The organism is Streptomyces rubiginosohelvolus (assembly GCF_014649875.1).
GTDB classification, from domain to species: Bacteria; Actinomycetota; Actinomycetes; order Streptomycetales; family Streptomycetaceae; genus Streptomyces; species Streptomyces rubiginosohelvolus.
Genome location: NZ_BMTW01000014.1, coordinates 65,074 through 83,513 on the forward strand (window position 1 = coordinate 65,074; position 18,440 = coordinate 83,513).

An 18,440-nucleotide genomic window follows, 5' to 3' on the forward strand; every position below is an offset into this window, starting at 1 on the left:
GTACGATCGGCAGGGTGGCCGGACGAGGACGAGACGCGCGTGGGGGAGGCCCCCGGGGACGGCGGCGTGCGGCGGGCCTGCTGCTCGCCGCGCTCCTGACCGCCTCCGCCTGCACGGCCTCCGCCGACCCGGACACCGTCCTCACCACCGGGGCCCTCGACGCCACCCTGGAGCGCCGCGCGGCGGCCGTCCTAGCCCACGACCCGGCGGGCTACCTCGACGGCCTCGCCCCGGACGCCGCGAAGCTGCGGGCCACCCAGCGCACCGAGCTGGACCGGCTCGCCGACGTACCGCTGAAGTCGTGGACGTACGACGTCAAGGACATCACCGAGCAGGACGGGCAGTGGGCCACCGCCGAGGTGGAGCTGCGCTACCGGATCGACGGCTACGACGCCGCCCCGGTCGCCACCCGCCGCGTCCTGGAGCTGATGCGCGACGGCGACCGCTGGTACATCACCGAGGACCGGCCCGCCAAGGGCGCCTCGGGGCAGCTGTGGCAGCAGGGGGACGTGGAGGTCGTCCAGGGCGCCCACAGCATCGTCCTGGGCGTCGGACGGGGCGAGGAGGAGCTGCGGCAGATCGCCGACACCGTGGACCTCGCCGTACCGGCCGTCTCGGACGCCTGGCCGCGCCCGTGGAACCAGCGGGTGGTCGTTCTGGTCCCGGACTCCGTCGAGTCCATGGCGGGGCTGCTCGGCTCGCCGGAGGCCAGCTACCGGGGCATCGCCGCCGTCACCACCGGCGAGGTCGGCGGCACCGGCGAGAGCCCCGCCATCGCCGACCGGGTCATCGTCAACCCGCAGGCGTACGCCACCCTCGGCAGCTTCGGGCAGCGGATCGTCCTGACCCATGAGACGACCCATGTCGCCACCCGGACCAGCACCTCCACCGCCACCCCCGTCTGGCTCTCCGAGGGCTTCGCCGACTGGACCGCCTACCGGGGCGAGGACCGCGCCGCCGACACCATCGCCCCCGAACTGGCCGAGGCCGTCCGCAGCGGCCGGACCCCCGCCGGACTCCCCGCCGACCCGGACTTCGGCTTCGACGGCGACCCGGCGAAGCTCGCGGGGGCGTACGAGGGCGGCTGGCTGGCCTGCGAGCTGATCGCGGAGCGCTGGGGCAAGGAGAAGCTGATCGCCTTCTACGAGGCCGTCGGCGCGCACGACGGGCGGAAGGGGTCGGTGGAGAAGGCCCTGAAGGCGGTGCTCGACACCACCCCCGAGCAGTTCACCGCCGACTGGCGCGACTACCTCGCCACCCGGCTCGGCTGACCCTCCACCGCGCCCGGGACGGCCTCCGCGCCCGGTCCCCCCGGCACCGTCGACCGCCACAGCCGCCGCGCCGCGACCAGCGAGGCCGCCACCAGCAGCCCGTTCCGTACGACCAGGAGCGTCACCCCGCGCGCGTCGCTCGCCACCACATGGACGAAGCCGACCGGGAACTCCAGCAGCGTCACCCCCGCCGCCACCAGCACCAGGACCGCCGGCAGGGTCATCGCCGTCCCCCGGAACACCAGGCACACCGCGGCCAGACCGACCAGCCACACCACGTACTGCGGGCTGATCACCCGGCTGGTCACCGTGAACAGCAGCACCGCGGTGAACGCCGCCTCGGCCGGGGTGCGCACCGCGAACGACCGGGCCCGCAGCCGCCACAGCAGCAGCCAGCCCAGCGCCAGGACCGCGAGCCCCAGCGCCAGCGTCGACACCAGCTCCACCTGCGGCCCGACGAACTCCATCGAGCCGTAGCGCAGCTCCACCCGCCCCTCCCAGCCGAGCTGCCGCGCGATGTGGAAGACCAGCGCCCCCAGCGACTCGATCTCGGTGCCCCGGTCCCGCTGGAAGGCCAGGAACGCGAACGCCCCGGGCATCCACAGCGCGAACGCCGCCGCCAGACCCGCCGCACTCAGCGCCGCCGAGGTCCAGGCCGCCCGGGTCGGACGCCCCTTGCGCACCCCCACCAGCAGCAGCGCGGGCCACCCCTTGAGCAGCGCCCCGAACGCGGCCAGCGCCCCCAGCGCCCGGGGCCGGCGCACGCCCGCCAGCAGCGCCGCCACCGCGACCGCCGTCACCATCAGGTCGTAGCGGGCGTAGACCGTCGGGCCCAGCAGCGGCACCCCCACGACCCACACCCAGGCGCCCGCCGCCCGTATGCCCGGCCGCCGCGCCGCGTACAGCAGCAGCCCCAGCACCAGCGCGTCGCAGACCAGCACCAGCACGAAGAACGCGGTCGCGTACTCCCAGAACGGCAGCAGGGCGGGGGAGAGGACCGCCAGGGCCGCCCCGGGCGGGTACTGCCAGGTGACGTCGTCCAGCGGGTACGTGCCGGCCAGCAGGACCTCGTACCAGCCCCGGTAGATCACCGACACGTCCACCGTGACGTCCGGACCGGGCACCGTGACCACCTTGAACACGCAGGCCAGCAGCCACAGGCGGGTCAGCGCCCACACCGCGTACGGCCACGGTCCGGTGCCGGTGGGTGCTCGTCCCGTCGTCATCGCCGTCCTCGTCGTCGCTCGTCCCCGGCCGGCCCCCCGGCGGCTCATGATGCCGTCGGGAGAGTGCCTCAGCGGTGAAGCGCGGCCGTTCGGTACTGTCGGCGGCGATGGACAAGACCTTGATCGTGACCAACGACTTCCCGCCCCGCCCCGGTGGCATCCAGGCGTTCCTGCACAACATGGCGCTGCGCCTGGATCCCGAGAGGGTCGTCGTCTACGCCTCCACCTGGAAGCGCGGCGAGGAGGGCGCGGCGGCCACCGCCGCCTTCGACGCCGAGCAGCCGTACCCCGTGGTCCGCGACCGGACGACGATGCTGCTGCCGACACCGCGCGTCACCCGCCGTGCCACCGAGCTGCTGCGCGAACACGGCTGCACCTCTGTCTGGTTCGGCGCCGCCGCCCCGCTCGGCCTGATGGCCCCGGCGCTGCGCCGCGCGGGCGCCCGCCGTCTGGTGGCCACCACCCACGGCCACGAGGCGGGCTGGGCGCAACTGCCCGCCTCCCGGCAACTGCTGCGCCGGATCGGCGATGGCACGGACACGATCACCTATCTCGGTGAGTACACCCGCTCCCGGATCGCCGCCGCGCTCACCCCCGACGCGGCCGGACGCATGGTCCAACTGCCGCCCGGCGTCGACGAGAAGACCTTCCACCCGGGCTCCGGCGGTGACCGGGTCCGGGCCCGCCTCGGGCTCTCCGACCGCCCGGTGGTCGTCTGCGTCTCGCGCCTGGTACCGCGCAAGGGCCAGGACACGCTGATCCTGGCCATGCCCGCGATCCTGGCGCGGATCCCGGACGCGGTGCTGCTGATCGTCGGCGGCGGACCGTACGCCAAGGACCTGAAGCGGCTCGCGGAGCAGACCGGGGTGCAGGACTCGGTGCGCTTCACCGGCCCGGTGCCCTGGGCGGAGCTGCCCGCGCACTACGGGGCCGGGGACGTCTTCGCGATGCCCTGCCGGACCCGGCGCGGCGGGCTTGACGTGGAGGGCCTCGGAATCGTCTACCTGGAGGCGTCCGCGACCGGGCTGCCCGTGGTGGCCGGAGACTCCGGCGGCGCCCCGGACGCGGTGCTGGACGGCGAGACCGGCTGGGTGGTGCGCGGCGGCAGTGCCGAGGAGTCGGCGGACCGGATCGTCACGCTGCTCGGCGATGCGGAGCTGCGGCAGCGGATGGGGGAGCGCGGCCGGGCCTGGGTCGAGGAGAAGTGGCGCTGGGACCTGCTCGCGGAGAAGCTCAAGACGTTGCTGTGACCGTACGGACGACGCAGAGGACCGTACGCCGAAGGGGCCCGCGCCTGTCGACAAGCGCGGGCCCCTTCGGCGTAATCCTCAGGCACTCTCAGGCGCGGTAGATCGACTCCACCTCGTCCGCGAAGTCCTTCGCCACCACGTTCCGCTTCAGCTTCAGCGACGGGGTGATGTGGCCCGCCTCCTCGGTGAACTGGGTCGGCAGGATACGGAACTTGCGCACCGACTCCGCCTTGGAGACCGCCGCGTTGCCGTCGTCCACCGCCCGCTGCACCTCGGCCAGCAGCTCCGCGTCATCCCGCAGCGACAGGGCCGTCGAACCGGCCGCCTTGCCGTTCTCCTCGGCCCAGCGGCTCAGGAACTCCTCGTCCAGGGTGACCAGCGCGCCGACGAACGGGCGGCCGTCGCCGACCACCATGCACTCGGCGACCAGGGCGTGCGCGCGGATCCGGTCCTCGATGACGGCCGGGGCGACGTTCTTGCCGCCCGCCGTCACGATGATCTCCTTCTTGCGGCCGGTGATCGCGAGGTAGCCGTCCTCGTCCAGCGTGCCGATGTCCCCGGTGTGGAACCAGCCGTCGGCCAGCGCCTCGGCGGAGGCCGACTCGTTGTTCCAGTAACCCGTGAACAGGTGCTCGCCGTGCAGCAGCACCTCGCCGTCGTCCGCGATCCGCACGACCGAACCGGGCAGCGGCTGGCCGACCGTACCGATCTTCGGCCGGTCCCACGGGTTGAACGCGGTGGCCGCGCACGACTCGGTCAGGCCGTAGCCCTCCAGGACCGTGAAGCCGATGCCCCGGTAGAAGTGGCCGAGCCGCTCGCCCAGCGGGGCGCCGCCGGAGATCGCGTACTCGCCCCGGCCGCCGAGGACCGCGCGGAGCTTGCCGAAGACCAGCTTGTCGAAGAGCTTGTGCTTGAGCTTCAGACCCAGCGCGGGGCCCTGCGGGGTGGACAGCGCCCGGCTGTAGGCGATCGCCGTGTCGGCGGCCCGGTCGAAGATCTTGCCCTTGCCGTCCGCCTGCGCCTTGGCGCGGGCCGCGTTGTAGACCTTCTCGAAGACCCGGGGTACGCCCAGGATCAGTGTCGGCCGGAACGAGGCCAGCTCGTCGGTCAGGTTCTTGATGTCCGGGACGCAGCCGAGCTTGATCGGGGCCATCACCGAGGCCACCTCGACCAGCCGGCCGAAGACGTGCGCGGCGGGCAGGAACAGCAGCACCGAGCACTCGCCCGTACGGAACAGCGGCTTCAGCCGCTCCACCACGTTGCCGCACTCCGCGAAGAAGCTGCGGTGGGTGAGCACACAGCCCTTCGGGCGGCCCGTGGTGCCCGAGGTGTAGACGATCGTCGCCGGGTCGTCCGCCTTGGCGCTGACCATCCGCAGGTCCATGGTCTCGTCGGAGACCTCGGCACCCGCCTTGCCGAGCGCCTCCACGGCGCCCGCGTCGATCTGCCAGACGTGCGCCAGCTCCGGCAGGGAGTCCCGTACGGAGGCCACGGCCGCGGCGTGCGCGTCGCTCTCCACGAGCACCGCGACCGCCCCGGAGTCACCGAGGATCCACTGCACCTGCTCGGCGGAGCTGGTCTCGTACACCGGCACGGTCACCGCGCCCGCGCTCCAGATCGCGAAGTCCAGCAGCACCCACTCGAAACGGGTGCGCGACATCAGGGCGACCCGGTCGCCGGGCTGCACACCCGAGGCGATCAGCCCTTTGGCGGCTGCTCTCACCTCGGCCAGGAACTGGGTGGCGCTGACGTCCGTCCAGACGCCGGCCACCTTGCGGCTCATCACCGCTACTTCGGGATGCTGAGCGGCATTGCGGCGGATGAGATCCGTCAGGTTGCCGTCCGTCGGGACCTCGTACAGGGCCGGAAGGCTGAACTCGCGCAAGACTGCTGCTCCTCATCGGGCTCCGGTGCCACGGCTCTGTGTGACGCACCGGCTGCGGTCCAAGATTGGCGGGTGCTCAGTGGGGTGAGCACGACTGGACTGCCCGGACGTTACCCACCGGTACTCGGTTCCGGATAGGGGGTTCCGGCCAGATGTCTTATGCATCACACATATAAATGGCCCTTTCGCGCACAGTAGTCCACCGGCGTCCCGACGTGGAAGTAACCGCAGGTCCGGACGGTCTACCCCGGACCGAAGGGGCACTCTAGGGTGATCGCATGCGAGGCAGCGAACCGGACAGCCGGGACCCGGCCACCAGGCCGACCCGGATCCATGTGGTCAGCGACGTGCACGGCAACACCGAGGCCCTGGCCCGCGCGGGGGACGGTGCCGACGCGCTGATCTGCCTCGGTGACCTGGTGCTCTTCCTCGACTACGCCGACCACTCGCGCGGCATCTTCCCCGACCTGTTCGGCAAGGAGAACGCCGACCGCATCGTCGCCCTGCGCACCGCCCGCCGCTACGACGAGGCCCGCGCCTTCGGCCGCGAGCTGTGGGCCGGCCGCGACCGCAACACCGAGATCCTCGGCGCGGTACGCAAGCAGTACGCCGAACTCTTCGCGGCCTTCCCCACTCCGACGTACGCCACCTACGGCAACGTCGACGTCCCCGCCCTCTGGCCCGAGTACGCCCGCCCCGGCACCACCGTGCTCGACGGCGAACGCGTGGAGATCGGCGGCCGGGTCTTCGGCTTCGTCGGCGGCGGCCTCAAGACCCCGATGAACACCCCGTACGAGATCAGCGACGAGGAGTACGCCGCCAAGGTCGAGGCGCTCGGCCCGGTCGACGTCCTCTGCTCGCACATCCCGCCCGAGGTGCCCGAGCTGACCTACGACACCGTCGCCCGCCGCTTCGAACGCGGCAGCACCGCCCTGCTGGAGGCGATCCGCACCACCCGCCCCCGATACGCGCTTTTCGGCCATGTTCACCAGCCGTTGGTCCGCCGGATGCGCATCGGTACCACCGAGTGCGTCAACGTCGGCCACTTCGCCTCGACCGGGACGCCCTGGGCGCTGACCTGGTGAGCGCGAGCGGCCGGGCCGTGGACCGGAGCGCCCCGGGCACGCGATAGCCTGCACAGCGGCAGGCTCCTGCCGACAGCGACCGGTTACACCGCACTGGAGGGCCACGGCGATGGCTGAACACACCAGCTCGAGCATCACGATCGAGGCGGCACCGGCCGACGTCATGGGCGTGATCGCCGACTTCGCCCGCTACCCGGAGTGGACCGGCGAGGTCAAGGAGGCCGAGGTCCTCTCCACCGACGACCAGGGCCGCGCCGAGCAGGTCCGCCTCGTCCTGGACGCCGGGGCGATCAAGGACGACCACGTCCTCGCCTACACCTGGACCGGCGAGAACGAGGTCAGCTGGAGCCTCGTCAAGTCCCAGATGCTGCGCTCCCTGGACGGCACCTACGCCCTCACCCCCCTCGCCGGCGGCGAGCGCACCGAGGTCACCTACCGGCTCGCCGTCGACGTCAAGATCCCGCTGCTCGGCATGATCAAGCGCAAGGCCGAGAAGGTCATCATCGACCGCGCCCTCGCCGGTCTGAAGAAGCGCGTCGAGTCCGCCCCCAAGGCCTGAGCGACATGCGTACGGTCCTGGTCACCGGCCCCGGCGGCGCGGGCCGTACCACCGTCGCGGCGGCCACCGCACTGGCCGCCGCCGACCGCGGCGGCCGCACCCTGCTGCTCTCCGCCGAGGCCATACCCGGCTTCCCGGCCGCCACCGGACCCACCCCGGTCACGGGCCGCCTCGACCACGTCCGCATCGACTCCGGCGAGCACTTCCGCGCCGAACTCACCGAGCTGCAGAACCGTGCCTCCGGCGTCCTCGACCTCCTCGGCGCGGGCCGGCTCGACGGCGAGGAGCTCACCGAACTCCCCGGCTCCCCGCAGCTCGCCCTGCTGCACACGCTGCGCCGCGCCGCCGAGGGCGACCTGTCCGGCTACGACACCCTCGTCGTCGACCTCCCGCCGCTCACCGAGGCCCTGGCCCTGCTCGCCCTCCCGGAACAGCTGCGCCGCTACCTGCGCCGGCTGCTCCCCGCCGAACGCCAGGCCGCCCGCGCCCTGCGCCCCGTCCTCGCCCAGCTCGCCGGGGTCCCGATGCCCGCGCAGTGGCTGTACGAGGCCGCCGCCCGCAAGGACGAGGAGCTGGCTGCCGTCCAGGCCCTGATCGAGGACGGGGCCACCACGCTCCGGCTGGTCGCGGAGCCTGGCCCGGCCGCCGAGGACGCCCTGCGCACCGCCCGGACCGGCCTCGCCCTGTACGGGCTGAGCGCCGATCTGCTGGTCGCCTCCCGTGTGCTGCCCCGGCACTCCTCGGACCCGTGGTTCGCCGCGCTCGCCGCCCAGCAGGAGAAGTGCCTGGACCACTGGCACCAGGACGTGGCCCCCGGCCTCCCCGTGCACGAGGCCGCCCACCTGGGCCGGGACCCCGAGGGCGCGGACGACCTGGCCGCTCTGCAGATCCCCGCCCCCGACGACCGGACGCCCGGCCGGGCCGGCGACCCCTGGTGGACCGAGGAGGAGCAGGACGCGGACGACGGGTCCACGACCATCGCCTGGTGCCTGCCGCTGCCCGGAGCCGCCAAGGAGGACCTGCGCCTGGTCCGCCGGGGCGACGAACTGCTCCTGACCGTCGGCCCCTTCCACCGGATCGTGCGGATCGCCTCCGCGCTGCGCCGCTGCACCGTCTCCGGCGCGGCCCTGGCCGACGGGGTGCTGCGGGTGCGGTTCACGCCGGACCCGGCCCTGTGGCCGCGCACCTCCTGAACGCCGTGCGGCCATTCGGGTAACGTCGGTAGTACGTGAACCGCAGGCCGACCGTCGGCCGCCCGCGTCGCAGGAGTCCGCCATGAGTGAAGCCACCGATCGTCCCGTCGACGGCGACGCGTGGGCCGACGCCTGCGCCGAGGACCTCGCGGCCGAGAAGGCCCGCCGCCGCGCGGAGTACGGCCCGCCGCCCGGATCCGCCGCCGAGGAACTGCGCAAGCTGGTCGACGCCGTCGCCGACAAGGTCTCCTCGCTCCAGACCCCGCTGTTCGGCGTCGCCGCCCCCGCGGTCCAGCAGGCCATCCGGCAGGCGAAGTCCGCCGTCGAACCGGTCATCGAGCGCAACCCCCAGGTCTTCGACCACCTCGCCGCCGCGGGCAACGAACTACTGGCCGCCTACCGCTCCGCGGTGGAGGGCCAGGAGAGCCGCTGGACCCGCACCACCGAGGGCGCCTCGGGCACCGCGGGCCCCTCGAAGAAGGCCGCCGACGACCCGTCCGACCCCCGGGACGAGGGCCCTTCCGGCACCGAACGCATCGACCTGGACTGACCGGCTCCGGCCGGTACCGGGCGCGGCCTCGGGTACGGTTGCCCTTAGCGGGGCTCGACCGAAACTGAGGGATTCATGGGACTCACCATCGGCGTCGATATCGGCGGCACGAAGATCGCGGCTGGAGTGGTCGACGAAGAGGGCCGGATCCTCTCGACGTTCAAGGTGGCGACCCCGCCGACGGCCGAAGGCATCGTCGACGCGATCTGCGCGGCGGTCGCCGGGGCGAGCGAGGGCCACGACGTGGAGGCCGTCGGCATCGGCGCCGCCGGTTACGTCGACGACAAGCGCGCCACCGTCCTCTTCGCACCGAACATCAACTGGCGTCACGAGCCGCTCAAGGACAAGGTCGAGCAGCGCGTCGGCCTGCCCGTCGTCGTCGAGAACGACGCCAACGCCGCGGCCTGGGGCGAATACCGCTTCGGGGCCGGCCAGGGCCACGACGACGTCATCTGCATCACGCTCGGCACCGGCCTGGGCGGCGGCATCATCATCGGCAACAAGCTGCGCCGCGGACGCTTCGGCGTCGCCGCCGAGTTCGGCCACATCCGGGTCGTCCCGGACGGTCTGCTCTGCGGCTGCGGCAGCCAGGGCTGCTGGGAGCAGTACGCCTCCGGCCGCGCCCTCGTCCGGTACGCCAAGCAGCGCGCCAACGCCACCCCCGAGAACGCCGCCGTACTGCTCGGCCTCGGCGACGGCTCGGTGGACGGCATCGAGGGCAAGCACATCAGCGCGGCCGCCCGCCAGGGCGACCCGGTGGCCATCGACTCGTTCCGCGAGCTGGCCCGCTGGGCCGGCGCCGGACTGGCCGACCTCGCCTCGCTGTTCGACCCGTCCGCGTTCATCGTCGGCGGCGGAGTGTCGGACGAGGGCGAGCTCGTCCTCGACCCGATCCGCAAGTCGTTCCGGCGCTGGCTGATCGGCGGCGAATGGCGCCCGCACGCCCAGGTGCTCGCCGCCCAACTCGGCGGCAAGGCAGGGCTCGTGGGCGCGGCCGACCTGGCCCGCCAGGGCTGAGCCCCGCACGGCACGACGCAGCGGACGCCCGCCGCCGCCCTCCGGGGCAGCGGCGGGCGTCCGCCGTATCGTGGCCCGCATGGTCCTGACGCCCCTGCCCGACTCCCGTACCGAGCCGGACGGTTCAGCCGTCATCAGAGTGCTGAGCTACAACGTCCGTTCCCTGCACGACGACACCGCGGCCCTGGCCCGCGTCATCCGCGCCTGCGCGCCCGATCTCGTCCTCGTCCAGGAGGCCCCGCGCTTCTTCCGCTGGCGCAAGGCCGCGGCCCGGCTCGCGAAGAGCAGCGACCTGGTGGTGCTGAGCGGCGGGGCCACCGCCGCCGGGCCCCTGCTCCTGTGCTCGCTGCGCGCGAGGGTCGAGCGCACCGAGGACGTCCTGCTGCCCCTCACCCCCGGCCTGCACCGCCGGGGCTTCGCCACCGCCGTCGTGCGGATCGCCGGGGCCCGGCTCGGGGTGCTGAGCTGCCATCTGAGCCTCCAGCGCGACGAACGCCTCGCCCAGGCGGACCGGCTGCTGGAGCAACTGGCCTCGATGGGCGTGGAGCACGCGGTGGCGGGCGGCGATCTCAACGACGTACCGACGGGGAAGGCGTTCCGGCATCTGGCCGGGCCGCTCCAGGACTGCCGGGCCGTCGCCCCGTGGGGCGACGAGCTGACGTTCCCGCCCGACGAGCCCCGTAAGCGCATCGACGCCGTCTTCGCGACCCCGGGCATCGAGGTGCTCGGCTGCGGGGTGCCGGCCGGGCTCCCCGGGGTCAGTGACACAGACCTGAGGGCGGCCACGGACCACCTGCCGGTCCTGGCCGCCCTCAGAGTGCCTGCCGCGCGATGAGCTACACGACCGCGCCGCGCCCCGGGTCGCCGTAGGTGTCGTCATCGTCGTCGTGGGGCATCCGGGCCACCAGCGTGGCGAAGCCGCCGAGGAAGCCGCCGATGCAGAGCGTGGTGAGCCACCACGTCATCTCCCACTGGAACAGCACCGCGACCAGCATCAGCACCGGACCGCCGATCACCGCGAGCCAGGCGAACTTCGCCGTGACGTCGGCCTCCGGCAGCGGCGGCGGCTCCGGGGGCACGAAGTGACCCTCGTCCCCGTCGTCCGGCTCGTCGATGCCGGCGTCCTTGGACTCGGGCAGTTCGTAGTCACGGGGGCCCGTGACGCCGGGCGCGAAGACCACCGAGCTGCCCAGCGCCTTCTTCTCCGGCGGCTTCGGGGGGCTCTTGTCGGGCCCCTTGTCCGCCGGGTCCCCGGCGGAGCCGTCGCCTGATCCCGTCACATTGCGCTGGTCGTCCTCCAGCAGGGCCAGGTCCTCGATGGACTTGAACGGCTTGGCGCCCGGTGGGTCCGGCGGCTCCTCCCCGTACCCCGCGACGATCGCGGCCCACGCCGCGTCCTCGTCGATCGCCCGCTCCTGCTCCGCTCCCCCGTCTCCCGCCGGCTTCGACCCCTCGGGGACGGCCGCCGGCTCCGTGGGGCGCGGTTCGCGCTCCTCGTCGCTGCCTGTGCGTTCCGCGTCGTGCTCAGCCACCGGACGTGCTCCCCTTCATCCCGACGTTCGGTGCGAGACGGCCGATGAACCGGTAGCTCTCATCGAAGATCCGCTCCGCATCATGGTCCAACGTCGCCACGTGGTAGCTCTGTTCCAGCAGGATCTCGGAAACATCCGTGGAGGAGATCCGGCTGAGGATCCGCGCGCTGTCGGCGGGCGGCACGACATGGTCCTGCGGGCTGTGCAGCAGCACCACCGGCTGGGTCACCTGGGGCAGCTCGCCGTCGACCAGGCGGAAGAACTTCCGCAGCGAGTGCGCGGCGTGCAGCGGCACCTTGGAGTACCCCACCTCGTGCGAGCCCGGCAGCGCGATGTCGTCGGCCACGCCCTTCGTCGTCCGCACCAGATGGCGGGCGACCGGCAGCGCGTACGCCGAGAGGCCGTGCACCTTGTTGGCCGGGTTGACCAGCACCAGACCGCTGATCGCGTCCCCGTGCTTGGCCGCGAGCCGCAGGGACAGCGCGCCGCCCATGGAGAGCCCGAAGACGAAGACCTGCTCGCACCTCTCGGTGAGGACCCGCAGCTCCCGGTCCACCTCCGCGTACCAGTCCTGCCAGCCGGTGGCCGCCATGTCCTCCCAGCGGGTGCCGTGGCCCGGCAGCAGCGGCAGCGAGACCGTCAGTCCGCGCTCGGCGAGATAGTCGGCCCAGGGGCGCAGCGACTGCGGGGATCCGGTGAAGCCATGGCAGAGGAGGACGCCGACCTCTCCGCCCTCGTGGCGGAACGGCTCGGCTCCAGGGAGGACCGGCACCAGGGTCTCCTGTTCGTGGGACGGGGCGGGGGAGGGCGCACCTGGGGGAGTGCTTGACGGATGACTTCACCGTACGCGACCGGACCGACACCGACCAGGTCCTTCACGCCCCCCACGAAGCGCCCCGCACCGCCCGGCCGGGAAGGCAGGCCCCCTGCCGGGCAGAGGCCGCGACGGCGGCACAGGCTAATCTCTAGCGACAGCACACAGGAGGAACCAGAGTTGATCTACGGCGCCATGAAGTTCTCCATCGGCGGGTCCCTGAAGCTCGCCTTCCGGCCCTGGGTGGAGGGCCTGGAGAACATCCCCGAGCGCGGGCCCGCGATCCTCGCCAGCAACCACCTCTCGTTCTCCGACTCGTTCTTCCTGCCGGCCGTGCTGGACCGCAAGGTCACGTTCATCGCCAAGGCCGAGTACTTCACCTCGCCCGGTGTGAAGGGCAAGCTCACCGCCGCCTTCTTCAAGGGCGTCGGCCAGCTCCCCGTCGACCGCTCCGGAGCCCGCGGCGCCGGTGAGGCGGCGATCAAGGCGGGCATACAGGTCGTGGAGAGCGGCGGCCTCTTCGGCATCTACCCCGAAGGCACCCGCTCGCCCGACGGCCGCCTCTACCGCGGCAAGCCCGGTGGCCTCGCCCGGGTGGCCCTGGCCACCGGCGCCCCCGTCATCCCGGTCGCCATGATCGACACCGAGAAGATCCAGCCGCCCGGCCAGGTGATGCCCAAGCTCATGCGCCCCGGCATCAGGATCGGCAAGCCGCTGGACTTCAGCCGCTACCAGGGCATGGACGGCGACCGCTTCATCCTGCGCTCGGTGACCGACGAGGTCATGTACGAGATCATGAAGCTCTCCGGCCAGGAGTACGTGGACATCTACGCCACCGCGGCCAAGCGCCAGCTCGCCGACGAGGCGAAGGCCAAGGCCGAGGAGGCCAAGCGGGAGCGGAAGCAGACCGCCGCGGGCAACGGAAACGGAACGGAACGGTCCGGCGCGTAGCCGCGTCGTTGACCGTCCGGGGGGTGTGGCCATGGCCAAGCGTGAGCGGGTCGTACGGATGTCGGTCGAGCTGCCGCTGTGGCGTGCGCTGACGGGCTACCGCGTTCTGACGATGATCTACGCGGTGCTGCTCGCGATCTTCGGCAAGGACAACCTCGGCCGGGAGCGGTTCGAGCGGCCCTGGGTCGCCGTCGCCTATCTGGCGTTCCTCTGCGTCTGGACGCTCGCCACCCTGCCCAAGGTCCGCTCGGCGGCGAACTGCACCAAACGCTTCCTCGGCGCCGACCTCGTCGTCGCGCTGACCGGCATCCTGCTCACCCCGCTCGCCGACGTCGACTCCCAGTCCTTCGACGGGCCGACGCTGCCGTCGATCTGGACGGCCGGCGCGGTCCTCGCCTTCGCCATCAAGGGCGGCTGGCGGTGGGCGGCCTTCGCCTCCACGTTCGTCGCCGCCGCCAACATCATCCAGCGCGGCGAGCCCAGCCGGGACACCTACCACAACGTCCTGCTGGTCTGGGTCGCCTCCATCGCCATCGGGTACGTCGTCGAGGTCGCCCGCGCCAGTGAGCGCACCCTCGCCCGCGCCCTGGAGATCGAGGCCGCCACCCGCGAACGCGAACGGCTCGCCCGCGACATCCACGACAGCGTGCTCCAGGTCCTCGCCATGGTCCAGCGCCGCGGCACCGCCATCGGCGGCGAGGCGGCCGACCTGGGCCGGATGGCCGGGGAGCAGGAGGTCGCCCTGCGCACCCTGGTCTCCAGCGGCCTCGTACCTCCCACCCGGGTCTCCGAGGACGCCGCCGAGGGCGCCGTGGTCCGCACGGTCGAGGTCGACGAGGAGGACAGCCCCGGCGACGGGGGCGCCGTGGACCTGCGCGCCCTGCTCGCCCCGCACGCCGGATCCCGGACGAGCTTCGCCGAGCCGGGCGCCCCGGTCCTGCTCCCCGCCGCCTCCGCCCGGGAGCTGGCCGCCGCCGTCAGCGCCGCCCTGGACAACGTCCGGGTGCACGCGGGCCCGGACGCCCAGGCGTGGATCCTGGTCGAGGACGAGCCGGACGAGGTGATCGTCACCGTCCGGGACGACGGCCCCGGCATCCCCGAAGGGCGGCTCGCCCAGGCGGAGGGGGAGGGGCGGCTCGGGGTGGCGCTCTCCATCCGCGGCCGACTGCGCGACCTGGGCGGCACGGCAGAGCTGATCTCGGTGCCCGGACAGGGCTGTGAGGTCGAGTTGAAGGTTCCCAAAGCAGCGAAGGTTTCCCGGGGGAAGGCAGGAACGGCCCGATGAGCACGAACACACCACAGGACGAGCAGGGGGCGGCGGACCGGCCCATCAGGGTCATGGTCGTCGACGACCACCCCATGTGGCGCGACGCGGTCGCCCGCGACCTGACCGAGTCCGGCTTCGACGTCGTCGCGACCGCCGGGGACGGCGCGCAGGCGGTGCGCCGGGCCAAGGCGGTGAGCCCGGACGTCCTCGTCCTCGACCTGAACCTTCCCGGCATGCCCGGCGTCCAGGTCTGCAAGGAGCTCGTCGGCTCCCACCCCGGCCTGCGGGTCCTGGTCCTCTCCGCGAGCGGCGAGCACGCCGACGTCCTGGAGGCGGTGAAGTCCGGAGCTACCGGCTATCTGCTGAAGTCCGCCTCCACCCAGGAACTGACCGACGCCGTCCGCTCCACCGCGGCCGGCGACCCGGTCTTCACCCCGGGCCTGGCGGGCCTGGTCCTCGGCGAGTACCGCCGGCTCGCCTCCGACCCCGCACCCGTGGCGTCGGACGAGCCCAAGGCCCCGCAGCTCACCGACCGGGAGACCGAGGTGCTGCGACTCGTCGCCAAGGGACTCTCGTACAAGCAGATCGCCGAACGCCTGGTGATCTCCCACCGCACGGTCCAGAACCATGTGCAGAACACCCTCGGCAAGCTCCAGCTGCACAACCGGGTGGAGCTCGTGCGGTACGCCATCGAGCGCGGCCTCGACGACGTCTGATCCGGCGGGGGCGGGGCCGTGGCCGTATATTCGCGCTGACCGGCCCTGCCCTGTTCCGACCCCAGACACAGCTCGGGAGAACTCGTGGAAATCCTGGCCTTCGGCGTGCAGTCCGACGAGAAGCCCCTGATCGAGAAGGCCTTCGAAGGGCTGCACGAGGTCCGCTGCCTGGACGTCTTCCTCAACCGGGACACCGCCCCCATCGCGGCCGGCCACGAGATCATCTCCACGAGTGTCAACGCCGACCTGAGCGCCCCGGTGCTCCAGACGCTCGCCGCCGGCGGCACGCAGATGATCGCCCAGCGCTCCACCGGCTTCAACAACATCGACCTGGAGGTCGCCGAGCGCCTCGCCCTGCGCGTCGCCCGGGTCTCCTACTACTCGCCGTACTCGGTCGCCGAATTCGCCTGGACGCTCGCCATGGCCGTCAACCGGCGCATCATCCGGGCCGCGAGCCGCACCCGGGACTTCGACTTCCGCCTCGACGGGCTGCTCGGCCGGGACATGCGCGGCCGGACCGTCGGCGTGCTCGGCACCGGCAAGATCGGCGAGGCGTTCACCCGGATCGCCCACGGCTTCGGCATGAAACTGCTCGGCTGGGACGTCGCCGAGAACCCGGCCTGCGTCGAGCTGGGCATGGAGTACGTGGCGAAGGAGCGGCTGTTCGCCGAGGCCGACCTGATCAGCCTGCACGTGCCGCTGCTGCCCAGCACCCAGCACATCATCGACGAGGGCGCCCTCAAGGCGATGAAGGACGACGCGATCCTCGTCAACTCCAGCCGCGGCGGCCTCATCGACACCGCCGCCCTGGTCACCGAACTCCGCGCGGGCCGCTTCCTCGGCGTCGGACTCGACGTGTACGAGGCGGAGGCCGGGCTGTTCTTCCTCGACAAGTCCCTGGAGGGCATCGACGACGACACCCTCGCCCGGCTGGTGACCTTCCCCAACGTCATCGTCACCTCCCACCAGGCGTACTACACCGAGGACGCGGTGGGCCAGATCATCGACGCGACCGTTCAGAACGTCACCGACTACCTGGCCCGCCGCACCGGCGAGAACGTCCTCGTGCCGAGGACGTGAGACCGGCCGCTCAGCCCGCCACGGGCAGCCCCGCCAGCAGCTCCGTCACGATCGCCGAGCCCCGTACGGTCAGCACCGACTCCGGGTGGAACTGCACCGAGGCGAAGCCCGGCCCCCGCAGCGCGTGCAGCTCCCCGCTCTCCTCGTCCCGGCTCACCTCGATCCCGTGCGCGGCCAGCTCGGCGGCGGCCGGGCCGTCGCACCGGGCGGTGAAGCTGTTGTAGAAGCCCACCGTCTCCGGCCGCCCGAACAGCTCGATCCTGGTCTGCGCCCCCTGGTACGGCACCGCCTTGCGGACGATCTCCAGACCCAGCTCCGCCGCGATCAGCTCATGCCCGAGGCAGACCCCCAGCAGCCCGTGCCGGTGGTCCCGCACCAGCTCGGCGGCGATCTCCCGCAGCAGCCGCATCTTCGGGTCGGTGAGGTCTCCCGGGTTCCCCGGGCCGGGGCCCAGCACCACGGGCCCCTCGTGCGCCCGGACCACCTCGCGCAGCCCCGGCTCGTCGTAGCGGCGCACCGAGACGTCGAGCCCGGACGCCCGCAGCAGATGGGCCAGCATCGCGGTGAACGTGTCCTCGCCGTCCACCACCAGGGCGTGCCCGGACAGGTCCCGGACGCGCTCCTGCATCCGCAGCCAGAACGGGGCGAGCCCCCCGCGCCGGTCGTCCAGCGCCGCCTGCACCCGGGGGTCGGAGGCGAGGTGCGGACGGTCCGCCTCCGCCGCCGGGCGGCCCGGCCGCACCCCGAGCGCGGCCAGCACCCCGGCCGCCTTGGCGTGCGTCTCGGCCACCTCGCTCTCCGGATCCGAGTGGCGTACGAGCGTGGCCCCGACCGGCACCCTCAGCGAACCGTCGGGATCGATGTCGGCGGTACGGATCAGGATCGGCGAGTCCAGCGTCTGCGCCCCGTTCGCGTCCCGGCCCAGCAGGGCCAGCGCCCCCGCGTAGTAGCCGCGGCCCCCGGACTCGTACCGCTCGATCACCCGGCACGCGTTCTGCACCGGGGAGCCGGTCACGGTCGCCGCGAACATCGTCTCGCGCAGCACGTCCCGGACGTCCAGCGAGGACTTCCCGCGCAGCTCGTACTCGGTGTGCGCGAGGTGGGCCATCTCCTTGAGCCGGGGGCCGACCACCACCCCGCCCATGTCGCCCACCGTGCACATCATCTTCAGCTCCTCGTCGACCACCATGGACAGCTCCTCGCTCTCCTTGCGGTCCCCGAGGAACGCCAGCAGGCTCTCCGCGGTGGGCCCCTCGGCCGGGTAGCGGTACGTCCCGCTGATCGGGTTCATCACGACCGTCCCGCCTGACATCCGCACATGCACTTCAGGGCTGGCGCCCACCAGGGCCCTGTCCCCGGTGTGCACCACGAACGTCCAGTACGCGCCCCGCTCGCCCGCCAGCAGCCGCCGGAACAGCGCCAGCGCGTCCGCCCGCCCGAACCCGGGGATCTCGCCCCGGAACGTCCGCCGGATCACGAAGTTCGCGCCCTCGCCCTGCCCGATCTCGTCCCGGATCACCCGCCGCACGATGTCCGCGTACTCCTCGTCCGGCACGTCGAAGCCGCGGTCCGCCACGGTCACCTCATGCGCGGGCAGCGCCGCCAGCACCTCCGCGAGCTCCAGCTCGTGCGACTCGTCGGCGACCAGCACGCTCAGCGGGGTGCCGTCGTCGCGGACGTCGAAGCCGCGCTCGGCGATCTGCCGGAACGGCACCAGGGCCAGCGCGGGCGACGCGCCCACCGGCAGATCGGCCAGCCGGTCCGCCTCCCGCACCCCGCCGATCAGCAGTTCGACGTGATCGTGGTCACGGCCGGGCGTACGGCGGCGCAGCAGCGCGAACGGCGGGGCGTCCTCGGCGAGCAGCCGGCGGATGAGGTCGGAGGCGGATCGGGACGGGATCTGGGACATGGGGAGCAGGTTCCTTCCGGACGGTCCGCACGGGGATCCGCAGGGGATCCGCACGGGTTCACAGGGAGAGGAACGGCTCCTGAACACAGAAAAGGCCGCCCCTCGGGCGGCCTTCGCGAAGTGTCAGCGCGATGA

General features: G+C 72.7%; 17 protein-coding genes. 12 read left to right on the forward strand and 5 right to left on the reverse strand.

From position 1 onward, the window contains the following. The first annotated feature begins 14 nt into the window (after positions 1-14). Positions 15-1,271, forward strand: a complete 1,257-nt coding sequence (locus IE134_RS26230) for a hypothetical protein (protein WP_126931275.1) — start codon at positions 15-17, stop codon at positions 1,269-1,271. Here the strand turns inward: IE134_RS26230 and IE134_RS26235 are convergent. Further along, entirely contained in the window at positions 1,247-2,497 is a 1,251-nt protein-coding gene (locus tag IE134_RS26235) for a glycosyltransferase 87 family protein (RefSeq protein WP_098019915.1), read from the reverse strand. The two genes, IE134_RS26230 and IE134_RS26235, sit on opposite strands and share 25 nt — an antisense overlap. Before the next feature lie 107 nt (positions 2,498-2,604). Between IE134_RS26235 and IE134_RS26240 the strand changes: the two genes are divergently transcribed. Then, entirely contained in the window at positions 2,605-3,747 is a 1,143-nt protein-coding gene (locus IE134_RS26240; protein ID WP_030718837.1) for a glycosyltransferase family 4 protein, read from the forward strand. Between the two features lie 88 nt (positions 3,748-3,835). Here the strand turns inward: IE134_RS26240 and IE134_RS26245 are convergent, their stop codons facing one another. Beyond that, positions 3,836-5,632, reverse strand: coding sequence for an AMP-dependent synthetase/ligase (locus IE134_RS26245; RefSeq protein ID WP_189431928.1), 1,797 nt, complete (start codon positions 5,630-5,632; stop codon positions 3,836-3,838). 278 nt (positions 5,633-5,910) lie between these two features. Here IE134_RS26245 and IE134_RS26250 point away from each other — a divergent pair, with 278 nt between their 5' ends. The 6 genes from IE134_RS26250 to IE134_RS26275 all read left to right on the forward strand — a co-directional run bounded on the left by IE134_RS26250 (position 5,911) and on the right by IE134_RS26275 (position 10,871). Continuing rightward, positions 5,911-6,717, forward strand: a complete 807-nt coding sequence (locus IE134_RS26250) for a metallophosphoesterase family protein (protein ID WP_030718845.1) — start codon at positions 5,911-5,913, stop codon at positions 6,715-6,717. A gap of 109 nt (positions 6,718-6,826) precedes the next feature. Further along, a complete protein-coding gene (locus tag IE134_RS26255) occupies positions 6,827-7,276 on the forward strand; it encodes an SRPBCC family protein (RefSeq protein WP_006123902.1) in 450 nt (149 codons plus the stop codon). 5 nt (positions 7,277-7,281) lie between these two features. Next, positions 7,282-8,469 carry an ArsA family ATPase gene (locus IE134_RS26260; protein ID WP_030718849.1) on the forward strand — a complete coding sequence of 396 codons (1,188 nt, stop codon included), beginning with the start codon at positions 7,282-7,284 and terminating at the stop codon, positions 8,467-8,469. Positions 8,470-8,551: 82 nt separating this feature from the next. Then, complete coding sequence (locus tag IE134_RS26265) at positions 8,552-9,019, forward strand: DUF5304 domain-containing protein (RefSeq protein ID WP_010057832.1); 468 nt, start codon at positions 8,552-8,554, stop codon at positions 9,017-9,019. A gap of 75 nt (positions 9,020-9,094) precedes the next feature. Continuing rightward, positions 9,095-10,036, forward strand: a complete 942-nt coding sequence (locus tag IE134_RS26270) for an ROK family glucokinase (protein ID WP_006123899.1) — start codon at positions 9,095-9,097, stop codon at positions 10,034-10,036. Between the two features lie 79 nt (positions 10,037-10,115). Next, positions 10,116-10,871 (forward strand): endonuclease/exonuclease/phosphatase family protein, encoded by a 756-nt coding sequence (locus IE134_RS26275; protein ID WP_030718853.1) that lies wholly within the window; start codon positions 10,116-10,118, stop codon positions 10,869-10,871. 1 nt (position 10,872) lies between these two features. On the opposite strand, the gene IE134_RS26280 is transcribed toward IE134_RS26275, so the two are convergent. Beyond that, a complete protein-coding gene (locus tag IE134_RS26280) occupies positions 10,873-11,568 on the reverse strand; it encodes a hypothetical protein (RefSeq protein ID WP_030718855.1) in 696 nt (231 codons plus the stop codon). Next, positions 11,561-12,340 (reverse strand): alpha/beta hydrolase, encoded by a 780-nt coding sequence (locus IE134_RS26285; RefSeq protein WP_030718858.1) that lies wholly within the window; start codon positions 12,338-12,340, stop codon positions 11,561-11,563. Before IE134_RS26285 ends, IE134_RS26280 begins: the two co-directional genes overlap by 8 nt. A gap of 222 nt (positions 12,341-12,562) precedes the next feature. On the opposite strand from IE134_RS26285, the gene IE134_RS26290 reads away from it, so the two are divergent. The 4 genes from IE134_RS26290 to IE134_RS26305 all read left to right on the forward strand — a co-directional run bounded on the left by IE134_RS26290 (position 12,563) and on the right by IE134_RS26305 (position 16,396). Continuing rightward, entirely contained in the window at positions 12,563-13,333 is a 771-nt protein-coding gene (locus tag IE134_RS26290; protein WP_030718861.1) for a lysophospholipid acyltransferase family protein, read from the forward strand. Positions 13,334-13,364: 31 nt separating this feature from the next. Beyond that, positions 13,365-14,618, forward strand: coding sequence for a MacS family sensor histidine kinase (gene macS, locus IE134_RS26295; RefSeq protein WP_030718863.1), 1,254 nt, complete (start codon positions 13,365-13,367; stop codon positions 14,616-14,618). After that, positions 14,615-15,316 (forward strand): response regulator, encoded by a 702-nt coding sequence (locus IE134_RS26300; protein WP_032784613.1) that lies wholly within the window; start codon positions 14,615-14,617, stop codon positions 15,314-15,316. The genes macS and IE134_RS26300 overlap by 4 nt, the downstream gene beginning before the upstream one ends. Before the next feature lie 84 nt (positions 15,317-15,400). After that, complete coding sequence (locus tag IE134_RS26305; RefSeq protein WP_030718869.1) at positions 15,401-16,396, forward strand: 2-hydroxyacid dehydrogenase; 996 nt, start codon at positions 15,401-15,403, stop codon at positions 16,394-16,396. A 10-nt stretch (positions 16,397-16,406) separates the two neighbouring features. On the opposite strand, the gene IE134_RS26310 is transcribed toward IE134_RS26305, so the two are convergent. Next, positions 16,407-18,305, reverse strand: a complete 1,899-nt coding sequence (locus tag IE134_RS26310; RefSeq protein WP_030718873.1) for an anthranilate synthase family protein — start codon at positions 18,303-18,305, stop codon at positions 16,407-16,409. Positions 18,306-18,440 lie beyond the last annotated feature (135 nt).